Genomic DNA, 17,260 nt, shown 5'->3' with positions numbered 1-17,260 from the left:
TCGTAAAAGTTTCTGCAAACAGCGAAAACCCGCTAACCTTCCGGCTAACGGGTTTCGTTGTTTTATAGTTATCTAAAGGAATGAGAGTAAAGCGTGATATCCTTGTTCAGGGGATATCATTACTTTTATGAGGGGGATAGTTGTTTATCAACTATCTGATACTTAGTATAAAGAGAAAATATGTCTAAAGTATGTTGAAAGAATAAAAGAATACGAAAATTTCTAAACAGAAGATTAATAAAACGGAAAAAGAGTTCTATACATTTGCGGTATTTATGGTATAATAGGCACGTTGTGCCTGCGAGCCGGGGCGGTATCGTCGGGTTTTATACAACATTTAATTAAGAATACTTACAATTTTAGAAGAAAAAGAACGAGGTGAGGTATGGAATATTTATCAGCTTTAAAAAAATCTGTTGTTGCCGGGTTGATGATCGGGATCGGCTGTACTGTTTTTTTGAATATGGACAATTCAATCGTGGCGTCATTTTTATTCGGATTAGGACTTTTTACGATTATCAATTTGGAATTGAATTTGTTTACCGGCAAGATCGGATATATCTGTAAAGAAAATTGTGCCGAGACATTGATTACTTTGGTCGGAAACGGAATCGGTGTTAATATTATGGCGTTTCTTATGAAACAAACCCGTGTCGGAGTAAGATTGGTTGAGAAGGCGGGCCCGATCGTAGAAACGAAATTGTCAGATACATATATTAGTTTGTTTTTGCTGGCTGTTTGTTGTGGAATGCTGATGTATATTGCCGTGGCAACATTTAAAAAACAGCCGAATATTTTAGGCACGATCGCAGTCTTTCTTTGCGTTTCGGTCTTTATTTTGGCAGGATTCGAGCACTGTATTGCAAATATGTTTTATTTTGGTCTTGTAAGTACACCGACAAAATATGCTGTTCCGCTTCTTATTATGATTCTCGGAAACAGTACGGGAGGTATTTTGCTGTGTAAGCTTACGCAGCATGTGCAGATTCAGAAAAACTCGGAAAATGCGTAATGCAGACAGTGATTTTCTTTGAGAATACATTTCCTGAAAAAAGGCGGATTTCAACCTGAACATACGATTTGTTCAGGTTGATTTTTTATATACGATACAATATAATGAAGCGGAGCAAAAGGAAAGGGGGTACGAAAATGTTAAAAGACAAAACAGTTTTGCTCGGAGTTACCGGAAGTATCGCTGCGTATAAGATCGCGTATCTTGCCAGTGCGCTGAAAAAGCTTCATGCGGACGTACATGTGCTTATGACGAAAAATGCGGTTAATTTTATCAATCCGATCACGTTTGAAACGCTGACGGGAAATAAGTGTCTTGTAGACACGTTTGACCGTAATTTTGAGTATAGCGTGGAGCATGTGTCTCTGGCAAAGAAAGCGGATATCGTAATGATCGCACCGGCAAGCGCCAACGTGATCGGGAAAGTCGCCCACGGCATAGCGGACGATATGCTGACAACAACGGTTATGGCATGCAGATGTAAGAAATTTATCGCGCCTGCGATGAACACGAACATGTATGAAAATCCTATCGTGCAGGACAACTTAAAGATCTTGCAGGTATACGGATACGGTGTTGTAGATCCGGCAGTGGGATACCTTGCATGCGGAGATACCGGAGCCGGAAAGATGGTTGAGCCGGACGTTCTGCTCGATGTCATTTTGCAGGAAATCGCATATGAAAAAGATCTGGCAGGTTTGAAGATCCTTGTAACGGCAGGCCCGACACAGGAAGCGGTCGATCCGGTACGGTATATTACAAACCATTCTACCGGAAAGATGGGTTATGCTATTGCAAAAATCGCATCAAGGAGAGGCGCTGAGGTGACGCTCGTATCAGGGCCAACTGCCGAGGAAGAACCTGCATTTGTAAATGTTGTAAATGTATGTTCCGCAAAGGAGATGTTCGAGGCAGTTAAGGAACGGGCGCAGGAACAGGATATCATTATCAAAGCGGCAGCAGTGGCGGATTACAGACCGAAACACATAAGAGGCAGCAAGATGAAAAAGACAGAAGACGGATCGGATCTGACGCTTGAGCTGGAACGCACAGACGATATTTTGGCTTATCTCGGAGCACACAAAAAGCAGGGGCAGTTTTTATGCGGGTTTGCAATGGAAACGGAAGACTTGATTGCAAATGCAAAAAGAAAACTGGAAAAGAAGCGGCTTGACATGATCGCCGCAAACAGTCTTCGTGTGGAAGGCGCAGGATTCGGCGGAAATACAAATGTCGTAACGGTCATCACGAAAGAGAAGGAAGTTTCACTCGGAAAAATGACAAAAGAGGAGACAGCCGCAGAACTTTTGACGATGATTGCAGAAGCCAGAAAAGTCTGATAAGAAACAGACAAAAAGCAAATGTATTGTATCCCGAAAGGGAACGATAAGAAGCAGACAAAAAGCAAATGTATTGTATCCCGAAAGGGAATGATAACAAGGAGGCAGACATGGAAAACAAAACAGTAACAGAAAACAGCACAGTATCATGTGCGGAAGAAATGAATACGGCAGAAGTATACGGCTCAGATCAGTATGCAGCGGATCTAAAGACCGCGAGCAAAGATCGGCAGACGTCGGGGAAACAGCGCTCGTCAAGTAAATTCAGTACAATGAGTATGGTTCAGGTGGCAATATTCGGAGCTGTCATATGTGTGATGGCTTTTACCCCTTTCCTCGGATATATCCCGCTTGGATTTACCCGTGCGACGATCATACATATCCCGGTTATTATCGCTTCGCTTTTGATGGGACCGAAAAAAGGCGGAGCTTTAGGATTCCTTTTTGGATTGACAAGTTTTATTAACAATACGATGAATCCGACACCGACATCGTTTGTATTTACTCCGTTTTACAGTATTGCAGGCGTAAGCGGCGGATGGGGAAGTGTGATTATCTGTTTTCTTCCCCGCATACTTGTGGGAATTATACCGTATTATGTATATAAGCTTATCATTCGTTTTTCAAATGAAAAAACAAAAAAGACCGGTGTGTCAAGCATTGGACTTGTGACTGCAGGCGTGGCGGGCGCAATGACAAATACGCTGCTTGTTATGAATCTGATTTTTCTGTTTTTCAGGGAAGCATATGCATCGGCAAATAATGTGGCGGTATCGGGCGTATACACATTTATTCTTTCTATTATCGGGATAAACGGCGTTCCGGAAGCAATCGTGGCAGGTGTGCTGACTTTATGTATCGGAAGAGCGCTTTTGAAAAAGAATGTAAGAGAAAGGCTTGGTTTTAGAAATGATATTGGCTATTAATATCGGAAATACAAACACCGTGCTCGGCTGCATTGACGGCTCAAAATGCGTGTTCGTAGAACGGATTTCAACTGTTAAGACAAAGACGGAACTGGAGTATGCGATCGATATTAAAAACGTACTCGACATCTACCATATTAAAAAGGCAGATTTAGAAGGCGGTATCATTTCGTCGGTTGTTCCGCAGATTACGATGGTTGTAAAAGCTGCGGTTGAAAAGATTTTAAAAAAGGAAGTCCTTATCGTAGGCGCGGGGATCAAGACCGGATTAAATATCAGGATCGACAATCCGGCGCAGCTTGGCAGCGACCTTGTTGTCGGAGCGGTGGCAGGGATTGCGGAATATCCGACGCCTCTTCTTATTTTTGATATGGGTACGGCAAACACGGTTTGTGTTATAGATAAAAACCGAAACTATATCGGCGGCATGATTTATCCGGGGATCGGAGTTTCTCTTGATTCCCTTACAGCCAATGCGTCTCAGCTTGGCGGGATCAGTCTGGAAGAACCGGGGCATATTATAGGAAAAAATACGGTGGACTGTATGAAAAGCGGTATCGTTTACAGCAGCGCTGCGGCGATCGACGGGTTGATCGATCGACTGTCAGAAGAAGTGGACGGCGATGTAACGGTAGTTGCGACAGGGGGAGTGGCGGAAAAAATCATTCCTCATTGCAGAAGAAAGATTATTCGAGACGATGATCTTGTTTTGAAAGGACTGGAAATCATCTATCGGAAGAACTGCAGGTGACAGATCGGAGAAAATCGACCTGTGTATAAGGTAAATATAACGTAAAAAGAGAAAAGGATAGACGCGGTATAGACTATATATACAAAAAATGGCTGCGGCTATCCTTGAATTTATGTGTAAAAAAGCGAAAATATAAAAAACTTACTATTTTAAATCATAAAAATATAACAAAATATAATAAAAGTGTGATATGATAAACAGTACAACGTAGCATCGGAGTATTCGGCTTAATTTATTTATGGCTGTACTTCTGTGCGAATTTAAAGGAGGAAAAAGATGAAAAGGAAGCTTTCAAAAGCAGGCGGGAAAGCGTTATCTGTCGCACTTGCGATGGCGACTGTTGTATCGGCAGCTCCTTTCTCTGTAGCGGCCGAGGATAACGTTGCTTTGGCACAGACACAGGAAACGGAGGGAAATGCTTTGCGTTTGTGGTATGATGAAGAGGCGCCCAATTCGTATACGGGGTGGGAGCAGTGGGCTCTTCCGCTTGGAAACAGCGCGATTGGAGCCAGTGTGTTTGGCGGTGTTCAGACAGAGCGAATTCAGTTGAATGAAAAGTCGCTTTGGTCCGGCGGTCCTTCAGACAGCCGACCGGAATATAACGGCGGTAATATTGAATCAAAAGGTCAGAACGGCAAGGTTATGGCACAACTGAAAGAGAAACTGAAAAGCGGACAAGGGTTTGACAGTAATCTTGCAGGACAGCTTATCGGAGTCAGTGATGACGCCGGAGTACAGGGATACGGATATTATTTAAGTTATGGCAATATGTATCTGGATTTCAAAAATGTTACAAAGAATAACGTTTCGGGATATTCGCGCGATCTGGATCTTCGCACGGCGGTAGCCGGAGTGAATTATGATCTCAACGGAGCGCACTATACAAGAGAAAACTTCGTAAGCTATCCTGACAACGTTCTTGTAACACGTCTGACTGCAACAGACGGAGGAACGCTTGATTTTGACGTTCGTGTAGAACCGGATGAGGAAAAAGGCGGAAGTCAAAACCAGCCGGGAGCAGATTCTTACGCGAGAATGTTTGACAAAAAAGTATCCGACAATGCAATCGCAATCGACGGACAGCTTAAAGATAACCAGTTGAAGTTCAGTTCTTATACGAAGGTAATCAAAGACGATGGAACAGCAGGGCAGATCAAAGACGATTCGACAAACGGTAAGATCACGGTAAGCGGTGCGAAGGCGATCACGATCATTACTTCCATCGGAACGGATTATAAAAACGATTATCCGAAATACCGTACAGGCGAGACAAAAGAACAGCTCGCTGCTTTGGTAAAAGGATATGTATCCGGAGCTGAGGCGAAAGTAAAAGCCGGCGGATATGAGACGTTAAAAGAAGATCATGTAAATGATTACGATCATATTTTCGGAAGATTAGATCTTAACATCGGACAGGCAGTGTCTGACAAGACAACGGATAAGCTGTTGGAGGCATATAAAAAAGGAACGGCTTCCGAAACAGAAAAACGTTATCTGGAATTGATGCTCTTCCAGTACGGACGTTATCTGACGATGGGATCATCGAGAGAGACTCCTGTGAACGAAGACGGAACGAAGAATGAAAGAAGAGCAACTCTTCCGTCGAACTTGCAGGGAATCTGGGTCGGAGCGAATAACTCCGCATGGCATTCGGACTATCATATGAATGTCAATCTGCAGATGAACTACTGGCCGACATATACGACGAATATGGCGGAATGCGCAGAACCGCTGATCGACTATGTAGATTCGCTCAGAGAGCCGGGACGTATTACGGCGAAGATTTACGCAGGAGTTGAAAGTACGGAAGCAAATCCTGAAAACGGATTTATGGCGCATACACAGAACAACCCGTACGGATGGACGAACCCGGGCTGGGTATTCGACTGGGGATGGTCTCCGGCAGGCGTTCCGTGGATTCTTCAGAACTGTTGGGAATATTATGAGTTTACGGGAGATACAGAGTACATGCAGACTCATATTTACCCGATGATGAAAGAAGAAGCGACGCTGTACGATCAGATGCTGATGAGAGATTCAGAAGGTAAGCTTGTGTCTGTTCCGAGTTATTCACCGGAGCACGGACCGAGAACTGCAGGTAATACATATGAGCATTCGTTGATCTGGCAGTTATATGAAGATACGATCACAGCGGCAGAGACTTTGGGAGTTGACGAAGCGAAAGTCGCACAGTGGAAACAGAATCAGGCTGACTTAAAAGGACCGATTGAGATCGGTGACAGCGGACAGATCAAAGAGTGGTATAACGAGACAACATTAAATACAGATGAGAATGGTCAGAAGATGGGAGAAGGATATGGTCATCGTCATATTTCCCATATGCTCGGATTATATCCGGGAGACTTGATCGCTCAGAATGACGAGTGGCTGGCGGCAGCGAAAGTATCGATGCAGAACAGAACAGATGTGACGACAGGATGGGCGATGGCTCAGCGTGTCGCAACATGGGCGAGACTTGCAGAGGGCGATAAGGCTTATGATGTATTGTCTAAGATGATCACAAACAATAAGATTATGACAAACCTGTGGGATACACATGCTCCGTTCCAGATCGACGGAAACTTCGGTTACACAGCGGCAGTTGCGGAAATGCTTGTTCAGAGCAACATGGGTCACATCGACCTGATGCCTGCAGTTCCGAAAGCATGGGGAACAGGTAATGTGAAAGGTCTGCTTGCCCGCGGTAATTTTGCGGTTGATATGGCATGGGCAGACAACAAACTGACAGAAGCTTCGATCCACTCTAATAACGGCGGAGAAGCGGTTGTTCAGTACGCAAATCTTTCACTTGCAACTGTAAAAGACAGTGACGGAAACCTCGTTGAGATCACACCGGTGACTTCAGATCGTATTTCCTTCAATACAGAAGCAGGAAAGACATATACGATCACTGCTATCCCTGATAATACATTAGCTGCAGCTCCTACAGGTCTTAAGGTAACGAAGATCAAAGACGGAGAGACAGTTCTTACATGGGATGCGGTCAAAGCCAGAACAGAAGTATCTTATAATGTATACCGTCAGATTGAAGGCGGCGAGTGGGTACAGGTTCAGACAGAACTGAAAGCGACAGAATGGACAGACACAGACGCTTGGGATGTGCTCGGAACATTGAAGTACAAAGTTACGGCTGTGATCGACGGAAAAGAAAGCGAGTTCAGTTCGGAAGCAACGGTAGATGACTGCCGTAACATGATCGGCATGATCGACGATCAGGACGAACGTATCAAATATACAGGAAGCTGGGGCAACTGGATCAGCCAGGAAGGAAACTACGGCGGTTCAGTGAAATACTTAGAAGACCCGACAGGAACAGAGACAGCGGAACTTACATTCTGCGGAACGGGTATCGAAGTATTCTCCTGTACACAAAACGACAGAGGTAAAGTTGAAATCTCTATCGACGGAGAAGTATGGGCAACAGCAGATACTTATTCGGCAACTCAAAAAAGACAGGCAAAAATATTCTCTACAGAAGAGCATAAAGATAAGACGCTTGAATACGGAATCCATACGGTTAAAGTTCGGGCGATGGGCGAGAAAAATGCATCTGCAAGCAGAGATAAAGTAGAGCTTGACGCGTTTAATGTATTGAATACAGAAGCGGCGCGGGTTGAAAAAGTAGAGGTAACGTCTGCAAGCGGAATGACGACGGTGAGCAAAGCCGGATCGACGCTTCAGATGAAAGCGGCAGTAACTCCTGCAGAGGCGATCAATAAAGGTGTTACGTGGTCTGTTACAACAAAATCAGGCAGCGCGGCAGCTACGATCGATGAAAACGGTCTTCTGTCAGCAGGAACAGCAAACGGTGTTGTGACAGTAAAAGCGACATCGAAAGAAAATGCCGAAATCTCAGGCACATGCGAGATTACAGTTGCAATCCCGGATGTGACAGCGCAGTCAGAGATCATCGAGGACTGCTCGGATGATAAGAACTCCAAGAATCCGAAGATCACATGGAGTGAAACAGGCTGGAGTAATCCGTACACAGGAGAAGCTGATAAGCATCACGGCGGAACTAAGACGGAGACAAGTACAGAAGGAGCATGGTTCAGCTATACATTTACAGGAACAGGCATTAAGTTCTATGCTCAGAAAAATAATACGCAAGGCAAATTTACTGTAGAACTGGACGGAAAGGCAGAAAGCGACGCAGTTCTTTGGGAAGAAAAATCCGGCGGATCACCGCAGCAGTGCGTATTTGAAAAGACAGATCTGGAAAATACAGAACATACAATCAAGTTTACAGCGGCAACAGATCATGGAAACATTAACGTAAACATTGATTATCTTGAAGTATTCACTCCGGCAGCGGCTTCTGTTGATAAATCGGCGCTTCAGGCTGCGATTGAAAAATACAGCGGTTTGAATAAAGACGATTACGCAGAAAATCTGTGGAACGAGTTTAAGACAGCATACGACAATGCCGTTAAGGGAATGAATGACGACAAGACGACAAAAGAGCAGGCTGATAAGCTTGCAGCAGACTTGAACGCAGCAGGTGCAAAACTTGAAGCGGCAGAAATTCCGGCTCCGACGATTCCGGAAGATGCAAAAGCAACTGTAATGGGAGTTACAAGTACAGAAGCAACTGTTTCATGGACGAAACTTCCAAGGGCAGAGTCTTATAAAGTATATGCTGTAGAACATGAAGGAACAGCAAAAGCGCTGAAAGCAATTACAGATACTGTTCCGGATAATGCAGGAGAACCTGTGACAACAACAGAGACAACGGTGCGGTTTACGAATCTGAAACCGGGTACATCTTATGTATTTATGATCGTAGGAGTAAACCATAATAAAGTAGAGTCGGAAAAAGCTCTTTGCAGCGAGCCGTTCACGACAGTGGCGGCGGCAGATGAAAAAGCTCCGGCACAGGTAAGTGGAATCAGCGTAGTAAAAGAAGGTGAAAAAGATGTGAAGATCACATGGGCTCCGTCAGAAGATCCGGAAGGAAGCGAAGTTACATATATTGTATATGTAGACGGCGTGATCGTATCTGAAAGCGATAAGACAGAATATACATTGAAAAACGCGGATGAAAGCAAAGGCTACAGTATCCGTATCGTAGCTGTAGATGCATCAGGAAACAAAGCTGTACCTGCAGTAATTAACCTGACGGTAGACGACTGGAATGCAAAGACAGTTGTAGGCGTAGAGAAACCTGCCGATCTTAAAGTGAAGAAAGGAACTGCTGCTGATAAACTGGATCTTCCAAAAACAGTAAATGTTACACTGGAAGGCGGTCGTGTTGCAGATGTACTTGAAGTAAAATGGACGACAGATAATTACAAAGCAGATCAGATCGGAACACAGACGCTGTCAGGAGAACTTCAGAAGAAGAAAGGCGTTAAGATTCCTGATAAGTTTAAGACAGTAACGATCAATGTAATTGTAGAAGAGAGCGAAGTAAATCCGCCGCAGCCGGAAGACAAAGTAGTTACAAAAGTAGAAGAACTTACTGATCTTACGGTTGAGTTCGGAACTTCAGTTGAGAAACTTGCTCTTCCGACAGAAGTAAAAGTAACATTAGATAACGAGACAGAAGACAAACTGTCAGTAGAGTGGAACACAGATGCGTATAAAGCAGACGAAGCGGGAACGTACGAACTGACAGGAACACTTCAGGCAAAAGAAGGAATTAAACTTCCTGACAACTTCAAGACAGTAACGATCAACGTAACTGTAGAAGAAAAAGGCGGAGAAGTAGACCCGCCGCAGCCGGAAGACAAAGTGGTTATAGCAGTAGAAAAACTTGCTGACCTTACTGTGAAATTCGGAACTCCGGCAGAGAAACTTGCCCTTCCGAAAGAAGTGAAAGTGACACTTGATAACAAGGCGAAAGATAAACTGTCAATCGTATGGAACACAGATGTGTATAAAGCAGACAAAGCAGGAACATATAAACTGACAGGAACACTTCAGACAAAAGAAGGAATCACAATTCCGGAAGAATTCAGGAAAGTAACGGTCAACGTGACTGTTGAAGAGAAAGGAAAAGTTCCTCCGACATCCGGCAAAGAGGAAGGAAAGAACAATTCCGGTGCGGTACAGACAGGCGACGATAAGAACGTATGGCTTCCGATCGCGGGTCTTGTGGCTGCAATCGCCGTTGTGGCGGCAGTTCTTATTATCAAAAATAAAAAGAAAAAATAAGAACAAAAATAAGAATAAAGTTTTCATAATATAATATTGTGAGGCGATATAAAAGAACCGATTCTCTTTTGGGAATCGGTTCTTTTGAAGTTGTAAAAAGAGAGTAAAGAGAAAAATTGGAAAACAGGAGAAAAAACTTGACAAATATTGTATAGAATATTAACATGAACAATGTTCATATTAAAAAAACTGAAAAGGGAAAGCGGGAAAGGAGAATAGAATAAAGAGGACGGTGATAAGAGTTGAGCAGAGCGGTTACGTCGGAAGAAGAAATATTGAAAGTAAGCTGTGGGATTGTGGCAAAAAAAGGAATTGCCGCAGTAAATATGAGAACCGTTGCATCTGAATGCGGAATTGCACTAGGTTCTTTGTATAATTATTTTTCTTCAAAATCAGAACTTTTGTCTGCTACAATAGAGGCAGTGTGGAAAGATATATTTCAAATGGGAAAAACTTTAGAAAAATGCGAGAATATTGTGGAATACTTAAACCTGTTGTTTGAAGGTGTTGAAAATAGCCGAAGCCGTTATCCGAAATTTTTTTCCATGCATGCATTGGGGTTTACGGCAGGAGAAAGACAAGAAGGAAAAAAGGCGATGGAAGTATATTTTCTGAGGTTAAAAAATCAAATGGCACATTTTTTGGAAAATGATGAAAAAATACGTCAAGGGATATTTACAGAAAATCTGACTGCCGAAATTTTTACGGACTATATATTTACCTTGTTTTTATCAATATTACTGGAAAAACAAAATGAAAAAGAGTCCTTTTTGGAATTTGTAAAAAATTATTTGTATTAAGAGAAAGAGTTGATGTGGAACGGAGATGGGTTATGAAGATAAAGAAACAGAATCTTTTGCTTTTGGCAAGTCTTGTCTGGATGATCGCAGGATTTAACGTTTTGAGGATCGGGATTGAAACTTATGCTGAATATCAGACTGTAATAAATTATATCGTGACAATTATCGTGTTTCTTCTCTTTTGGTTCATGGTATTTTATAAGTTGACAAATAAACATACAATAAGAATTCAAGGATATGAAGAAGAAAAGCAACTGTTTTATAAATTTTTTGATTTGAAATCATTTTTAATTATGGCGTTTATGATAAGTTTCGGGATTATTATTCGTTCATTCCATTTACTGCCGGAGCGGTTTATAGCTGTATTTTACACAGGATTGGGAGCGGCACTTTTCATGGCAGGCGTTTTATTTGGAAGAAATTATATACAGGCTTACAGGAAGAAAGCATAAGTAAACGAAAAAGCATAGAGAAAGTATAGAGGAAGTATAGAGAAAGTATAGATGCATAAAAGATGAGGAGTAAAAACTAAGGAGAAGATACATATGAAAAGAATTATAAATACAGCGATTGTTTATTTTATATTTGCAATGGCGGGAGGCGTATTTTATCGGGAATTTACAAAATGGAACGGATATACAGAGCCGACTACATTAGGAGTGCTGCATGTTCATCTGTTGGTGATGGGAACATTGTTATTTCTTATAACGGCTCTTTTCGCAAAAGTAACAATGTTGGCGGAAAATCTTTTGTTTAAGAAATTTTTTGTTCTCTATAATATCGCATTGCCTGCCATGGTGGTGATGATGCTTATTCGCGGAATTGTGCAGGTTCTCGGAATAGAGCTTGGAAAAATGGGGAATGGGATGCTGTCCGGTCTGGCAGGATTGTCTCATATCGGAATGATGATTGCATTTTTCTTACTGCTGTTTGCGATAAAAAGGGAATTGATACGAAAACAATAGGAATAATGATTTTTAGAGTTATAGTGAATTGTCTAAGAACTATCCACAGACGAGATGAACAGTTCTATAAACAGCGAAAACCCGCTAACCTTCCGGCTAACGGGTTTCGTTGTTTTTATAGTTATCTAAAGGAATGAGAGTAAAGTGCGACATCCCGGTTATCCGGGATGTCTTTACTTTATGAGGGGGGAGATAGTTGTTTTATCAACTATCTGTTGAACAGTATATCTTCAAAATGTGTCTAAAGTATGTTTAATGTCTAAAAGAAAACGAAAAAAAGTTATGAAATTCTTAAATTTAGATAGTTAAAGAAACCGCGCTTTATTGAAAAGAAAAGATAAAAAAATCTATCGGTACTGAAAGTTATTGAGAAATTAGAAGTGTATTTCCCGCATAAATTAAGTTGGGATCAGAAATACCGTTCAAGGCAGAAAGAGAAGCGACGGTCGTTCCGAATCTTTCGGCAATTTCGCTTAATGTGTCTCCCGGCTGAATGGTGTAATAAACCGAAGCAGAATTCCCGCCTTGTGGAATGCGGAGTGTATTTCCGGCGTAAATAAGATTGGGATCGGAAATACCGTTCAGAGCGGAAAGAGAAGAGACGGTTGTTCCGAATCTTTCGGCAATTTCACTTAATGTATCACCGGGTTGAATCGTATAAGTGATATATGTCGGAGCGGAGGGAGGAGCGGGCGGCGGAGCAGTTTCAGACAGGTGATTAAGTCCTGCCCGGCGGATGATGCCGGGATAATCGATGTAGCCGATATCAAGGTCTACATTTCCGCCGATACCGGGAACACTTCCTTCGTTTGTATACTGCCACATACCGCAGTCTGTTCCGTCGAAGGAAGACGCATAGCGGGCGTACCAGAATGCATATCGTTTTGCAAGATCATTTCCGAGATAATTGTCTAAAAAACTGCGGTTTGTGTAAAACATCGCATAGTAGCCCCCTGCTTCAATACGATTGCAGAAAGAAGAAACGAGTTGTTTTGCAAGAGCCGGAGTGATAGTGACACCTTCTCCGAGAGCATAAGCGGCGGACGCCTGTTCAATATCATAGCAGACAGGATAATCAATTCTATAATTACGAATGGTGCGCAGACAGCCGTCGGCTTCCTGAATAGCCGTTTCAGGACTGACAGCATAGCAGAACCAGTAAACTCCGATCGGAAGACCGATTCTGTTGCATTCAGAAGCATTTCTCTGAAATTGTTTGTCAATCGTATTGAATCCATAACCTGCACGAATCATAGCAAACTGATAGCCTGCGTTTTTAACCCGTTCCCAGTTGATTTCTCCTTGAAATTCGCTGACATCAAGTCCTTTTATATTCATAATGCCTCCATAAATAATATATTGATGTAAATATTTTAGTTTCTTTTGTGAAAAACAAATTAAATACTGAAAAAGCAAGCGCGTATAGAGGGGCATTACGGCTCGTTTTTTCTATGATTATTGTATGTATTGCCGAAGAAAATGTGTGTGCGCCCCCTGATTTTTGCAATAAAATGTATAAAATAGATAAATAAAAGAAGCAGAGGTAAATATTCATTTATATGTAGGTTTGTCAAACATATGTTACACCCCGATCAATAAATTCCCTCAGAACAGTTTGTGGTGATTTCCACCCCAGAGGTCTCATGGGAAACTGGTTATAATCCCTACGGTTATAGGTTTGAAGCTGCTTGGAAAAATCCTCAAAGGAATAGAAAGTATGCGAGGTATAAAAACGTTCATTATCCTTGCGGTGGCTGCGTTCCACTTTTCCGTTATGACGTGGTGTAAAGGGTCGGATCAGTTTATGTTGGATGCCAAGTTCTTTTAAAGTCCGTTGGAATAAAGTCAATGTTTCTTTGCCGGAAGTGGAAAAGCGCTTTGTAAACTCCACGCCGTTGTCTGTCTGAACGCATTCGATTGGCATAGGAAAGCGTTGGATCAGATGCTTGAGGAACTGTGCGGATGAATAGGTGCTGTGTTCTTCAAAAGCTTCCACATACCGCCAGCGGGAGTACTCATCAATGGCGGTATACTGATAGAATTTCTTTCCTTTCGCATTATTGACAAGACAACATGCAGGAACGAATTTCACATCGACCTGGATACGCTGTCCGGGATATTTCATCTGCTCATAAGGCTTCGGAATATATTTGGGATTCGGAAGTTTTTGAGCCAAGATTCCCTGTTTCTTCAGAAAACGATACAATCCTGGGATGGAACGTTTATAACCGCGCTGCATAAGTTTGACCCAAAAGACAACCAGACCAGAATGGGGATTGCGCCTACGCATATCTTGGATCAGCTTGATTTCTTCAGGTGTATGCTGATTGGGATGGTGATGGGGACGGCGTGAACGATCGCGGAGAGACTCTATTGTGCCGTCATAGCGGCGCTTCCAACGATAAATATACTGGCGGTTTGTCTTATATTTAATTGCTGTTTTTGAGACACCATATTTTTCGGCGAAACGGATCAGGGATAGACGATACCTCATATCTTGTGTTATACTTGCCATGCGGGAATACTTCCTTTCTTAAATGTTTAGGTTTGGTAGCTTAAAGCATAACACAGAAAAGGTATTTCCGCTTTTTAATTATTCAGTTGTAACACATGTATTGTAATCCTACAAGAAGCAGAGGTAAATATTCATTTATAGGCGTTGCAAAAATAAAAATAAAGTCCTATAATAATTATGTTTAAGTGGATTTACTAGGAATACTAGTCACATCATCAAAATATAGGAGAGGAGAAAAAGGGATGAAAAAGAAGCTAAACAAGATCGCAGCTTTAGTCTTGGCTCTGGTCATGGTCATCACGGGATTTGTGGCAGTTCCGCAGATGGATGTACAGGCTGCGAACGATGTACCGTCAATTATAACTAAGACGGATGTCACAAACATGAAACCCGGTGATAAGGTTCATGTTGAATGTTGGCTTAAGCCAAATGGAAACGTGATGCAGGTTGTCGGCGGATTTGATTTTGACACAAAGGTATATACATATGTGAAGGACAGTTTGGAGCAAGATCCAAATAATGTTCTCAAAAAGAATCTTATGTTTATTGTAGATGAGGAAGACGTATATACAGCAGGTGGATTTTCAGTACTGCTTGAAATGAAGGAAGGTAATCCGGTAAATAAAGATGTATTACTTTTTACGTTTGATGTAACAGTTAATGAGAATGCAAAAGGCTCAGGTCTTATGGGCTTTAATTGTGTAGGAATTCAGACAGGAACAAATGATAATGACAGAACTGATATCGACGGCAAAGATGTTCCATTAACAACATTAGATAAAAATGGTAATAAGATTGAAAACGGAGAAATCCCGGTTGCAATCGAACTTTCTTCTCTTAAGATCAACAAAGAAGACTTTACAATGACGAAAGGTACTTCCGAGACACTTACAGTGACAGGAACACCTGCAGAAGCGTTGGAAGGTCAGACAATTACATGGAAGAGTTCTAATAAAGATGTTGTGACAGTTGATTCAAAAGGTAAAGTTGAGGCTGTCGGAGTTGGAAACGCAACAATTACAGCGACAGCAGCAGGCAAGAGCGACAGTGTAAAGATCACAGTAAACAATCCGTTGAAAAAAATTACTGTAGATCCGGCAACTCTTACATTGAAAAAAGGTACTTCAAAGACATTGTCAGTGAAATATGATCCGGCAGATACGACAGATAACAAAGCAGTAACATGGGAGAGCAGCGATAAGAGCGTAGCGACAGTTGATGCAAACGGTAAAGTGACAGCATTAAAAGACGGCAGCGCAACAATTACTGCAAAGGTCGGAAAACTTACAGCAACTTGTGCACTTACAGTACAGGAGAAGAAACTGACAGGAATTTCACTTGATAAAACAGCTTTGGAACTTTCCAAAGGTCAGAGCAGTGAAGCTCTTAAAGTGATTTATACACCGGCAGATACAACAGATGATAAGACAGTTACATGGTCAAGCGCCGATGAAAAGATCGCAACAGTAAAAAATGGTGTCGTTACAGCGAAAGCAACAGGCACAACAAAGATTACGGCAACAGTAGGTACACATAAAGCTGAATGTACAGTTACGGTTAATGCAAAATTGACAGGCATCAAAGTGACACCGGACAAGGTGACAGTTGAAAAAGGTCAGAAAGCAAACCTGAATGTAACATATCTTCCGGCAGATACAACAGATGAAAAAGCTGTTACATGGAAGAGCGAAAATGAGAGCGTAGCAACAGTTGATGAAAATGGTGTTGTTACAGCAGTTGCAGGCGGAAAAACAAAAGTTATCGCAACAGCAAAAGCAAACAATAAGATCACAGCAGTATGTGAAGTAAAAGTTCCGATCCATACAGAAAGTATTGCGCTGAATAAAACAGAAATTACAGATCTTCTGAAAGGTAAAACAGAGAAACTTGAAGTATCGTTTATTCCGAGCAATACAGAAGATAGCCGTGAAGTAAAATGGACAAGCAGCGCGGCGGATATAGCTGCAGTTGATGCAAACGGAACAGTAAAAGCACTGAAAGAAGGCACAGCTACAATCACAGCAACAACAGTCGATGGAAAACATACAGCTTCTTGTACAGTGACAGTAAAAGAAATTCACCTGACAGATGTTAAGCTTGATGAGATGAAGAATCCGTCTGAACTTTTCAAAGGTGAGAAACATCAAATTAAAATCGGACTGAATCCGATCGATACAACAGATAATGTAATATATACATTTGCATCATCTGATGAAAAAGTTGTTTCTGTAGATAAAAATGGTATGGTAACAGCTTTGAAAAACGGCAAAGCGACGATTACTATTACAGTAAAAACAACAAACACAGACTTTGAGAAAACACTTACTTATGATATAACAGTAGAAGAAATTCCGCTTGAGTCGATTGAAATCAAAGGTGATGTAACTTCTCTTGAAGAAGGAAAGACAACAAAACTTAACGTAGTATTCAATCCGACAAATACAACAGATGACAAAACAGTTGTATGGAGCAGCTCTGATACAAAAGTAGCAACAGTAGATGCAAATGGTGTTGTTAAAGCTGTAAAAGCCGGAAATGTAAAGATCACAGCGAAAGTTGGAGATAAGACGGCTGAGTACGCTTTGAAAGTAACAGCAAAAGCAAACGGTACAAACAATAAGAATGAGAAACCGGCTGACGGCGGTGCAGTAAAGACCGGAGATAGCAACCACATCTCAGGTTTCGTAGTAGCAATGCTTTTATCCATAGCAGCGATTGTAGGCGTAGTAATTTTCAAAAAAAGAACGCATAGATAAAAGTTAAAAGAAAGCTCC

Annotated in this window: 11 protein-coding genes; 9 read left to right on the top strand and 2 right to left on the bottom strand. The window is 41.8% G+C overall.

All coding sequences use genetic code 11. The features are described 5' to 3' along the window. Positions 1–385 precede the first annotated feature (385 nt). The 8 genes from ACH9UM_RS12750 (at position 386) to ACH9UM_RS12715 (ending at position 11,971) form a co-directional block, all read left to right on the top strand. Positions 386–1,012 (top strand): formate/nitrite transporter family protein, encoded by a 627-nt coding sequence (locus ACH9UM_RS12750; RefSeq protein ID WP_004848298.1) that lies wholly within the window; start codon positions 386–388, stop codon positions 1,010–1,012. Positions 1,013–1,149: 137 nt separating this feature from the next. Then, entirely contained in the window at positions 1,150–2,352 is a 1,203-nt protein-coding gene (gene coaBC / locus ACH9UM_RS12745) for a bifunctional phosphopantothenoylcysteine decarboxylase/phosphopantothenate--cysteine ligase CoaBC (protein ID WP_009242910.1), read from the top strand. Positions 2,353–2,462: 110 nt separating this feature from the next. Continuing rightward, positions 2,463–3,278, top strand: coding sequence for an ECF transporter S component (locus tag ACH9UM_RS12740; RefSeq protein ID WP_004848302.1), 816 nt, complete (start codon positions 2,463–2,465; stop codon positions 3,276–3,278). Next, positions 3,262–4,029 (top strand): type III pantothenate kinase, encoded by a 768-nt coding sequence (locus ACH9UM_RS12735; protein WP_022003245.1) that lies wholly within the window; start codon positions 3,262–3,264, stop codon positions 4,027–4,029. The genes ACH9UM_RS12740 and ACH9UM_RS12735 overlap by 17 nt, the downstream gene beginning before the upstream one ends. A 276-nt stretch (positions 4,030–4,305) precedes the next feature. After that, positions 4,306–10,206: a glycosyl hydrolase family 95 catalytic domain-containing protein gene (locus ACH9UM_RS12730; protein WP_055158686.1), complete on the top strand. Its 5,901-nt coding sequence runs from the start codon at positions 4,306–4,308 to the stop codon at positions 10,204–10,206. A 242-nt stretch (positions 10,207–10,448) separates the two neighbouring features. Then, positions 10,449–11,006, top strand: a complete 558-nt coding sequence (locus tag ACH9UM_RS12725; protein ID WP_009242907.1) for a TetR/AcrR family transcriptional regulator — start codon at positions 10,449–10,451, stop codon at positions 11,004–11,006. A gap of 32 nt (positions 11,007–11,038) precedes the next feature. Beyond that, positions 11,039–11,458 (top strand): hypothetical protein, encoded by a 420-nt coding sequence (locus ACH9UM_RS12720; protein WP_004848311.1) that lies wholly within the window; start codon positions 11,039–11,041, stop codon positions 11,456–11,458. A gap of 93 nt (positions 11,459–11,551) precedes the next feature. Then, on the top strand, positions 11,552–11,971 hold the full coding sequence (locus tag ACH9UM_RS12715; protein ID WP_004848314.1) for a DUF2871 domain-containing protein: 420 nt from the start codon (positions 11,552–11,554) through the stop codon (positions 11,969–11,971). A gap of 363 nt (positions 11,972–12,334) precedes the next feature. Here the strand turns inward: ACH9UM_RS12715 and ACH9UM_RS12710 are convergent, their stop codons facing one another. Continuing rightward, positions 12,335–13,309, bottom strand: coding sequence for a LysM peptidoglycan-binding domain-containing protein (locus ACH9UM_RS12710; protein WP_009242906.1), 975 nt, complete (start codon positions 13,307–13,309; stop codon positions 12,335–12,337). A 232-nt stretch (positions 13,310–13,541) separates the two neighbouring features. After that, the gene (locus tag ACH9UM_RS12705) at positions 13,542–14,486 is read right to left on the bottom strand and encodes a DDE-type integrase/transposase/recombinase (RefSeq protein ID WP_370797429.1); all 945 of its coding nucleotides are present in this window, start codon (positions 14,484–14,486) and stop codon (positions 13,542–13,544) included. 242 nt (positions 14,487–14,728) lie between these two features. Here ACH9UM_RS12705 and ACH9UM_RS12700 point away from each other — a divergent pair, with 242 nt between their 5' ends. After that, positions 14,729–17,242, top strand: a complete 2,514-nt coding sequence (locus ACH9UM_RS12700; protein WP_350308039.1) for an Ig-like domain-containing protein — start codon at positions 14,729–14,731, stop codon at positions 17,240–17,242. Positions 17,243–17,260 lie beyond the last annotated feature (18 nt).

The organism is Mediterraneibacter torques (assembly GCF_044591705.1).
GTDB classification, from domain to species: domain Bacteria; phylum Bacillota; class Clostridia; order Lachnospirales; family Lachnospiraceae; genus Mediterraneibacter; species Mediterraneibacter torques.
The sequence above is the reverse complement of the archived record's forward strand: the minus strand, read 5'-3'. Positions and strand labels throughout refer to the sequence as shown.

Coding starts and splice junctions, on each gene's coding strand:
- ACH9UM_RS12750 (WP_004848298.1), top strand. CDS start 386: ATGGAATATTTATCAGCTTTAAAAAAATCTGTTGTTGCCGGGTTGATG.
- coaBC (WP_009242910.1), top strand. CDS start 1,150: ATGTTAAAAGACAAAACAGTTTTGCTCGGAGTTACCGGAAGTATCGCT.
- ACH9UM_RS12740 (WP_004848302.1), top strand. CDS start 2,463: ATGGAAAACAAAACAGTAACAGAAAACAGCACAGTATCATGTGCGGAA.
- ACH9UM_RS12735 (WP_022003245.1), top strand. CDS start 3,262: ATGATATTGGCTATTAATATCGGAAATACAAACACCGTGCTCGGCTGC.
- ACH9UM_RS12730 (WP_055158686.1), top strand. CDS start 4,306: ATGAAAAGGAAGCTTTCAAAAGCAGGCGGGAAAGCGTTATCTGTCGCA.
- ACH9UM_RS12720 (WP_004848311.1), top strand. CDS start 11,039: ATGAAGATAAAGAAACAGAATCTTTTGCTTTTGGCAAGTCTTGTCTGG.
- ACH9UM_RS12715 (WP_004848314.1), top strand. CDS start 11,552: ATGAAAAGAATTATAAATACAGCGATTGTTTATTTTATATTTGCAATG.
- ACH9UM_RS12710 (WP_009242906.1), bottom strand. CDS start 13,309: ATGAATATAAAAGGACTTGATGTCAGCGAATTTCAAGGAGAAATCAAC.
- ACH9UM_RS12705 (WP_370797429.1), bottom strand. CDS start 14,486: ATGGCAAGTATAACACAAGATATGAGGTATCGTCTATCCCTGATCCGT.
- ACH9UM_RS12700 (WP_350308039.1), top strand. CDS start 14,729: ATGAAAAAGAAGCTAAACAAGATCGCAGCTTTAGTCTTGGCTCTGGTC.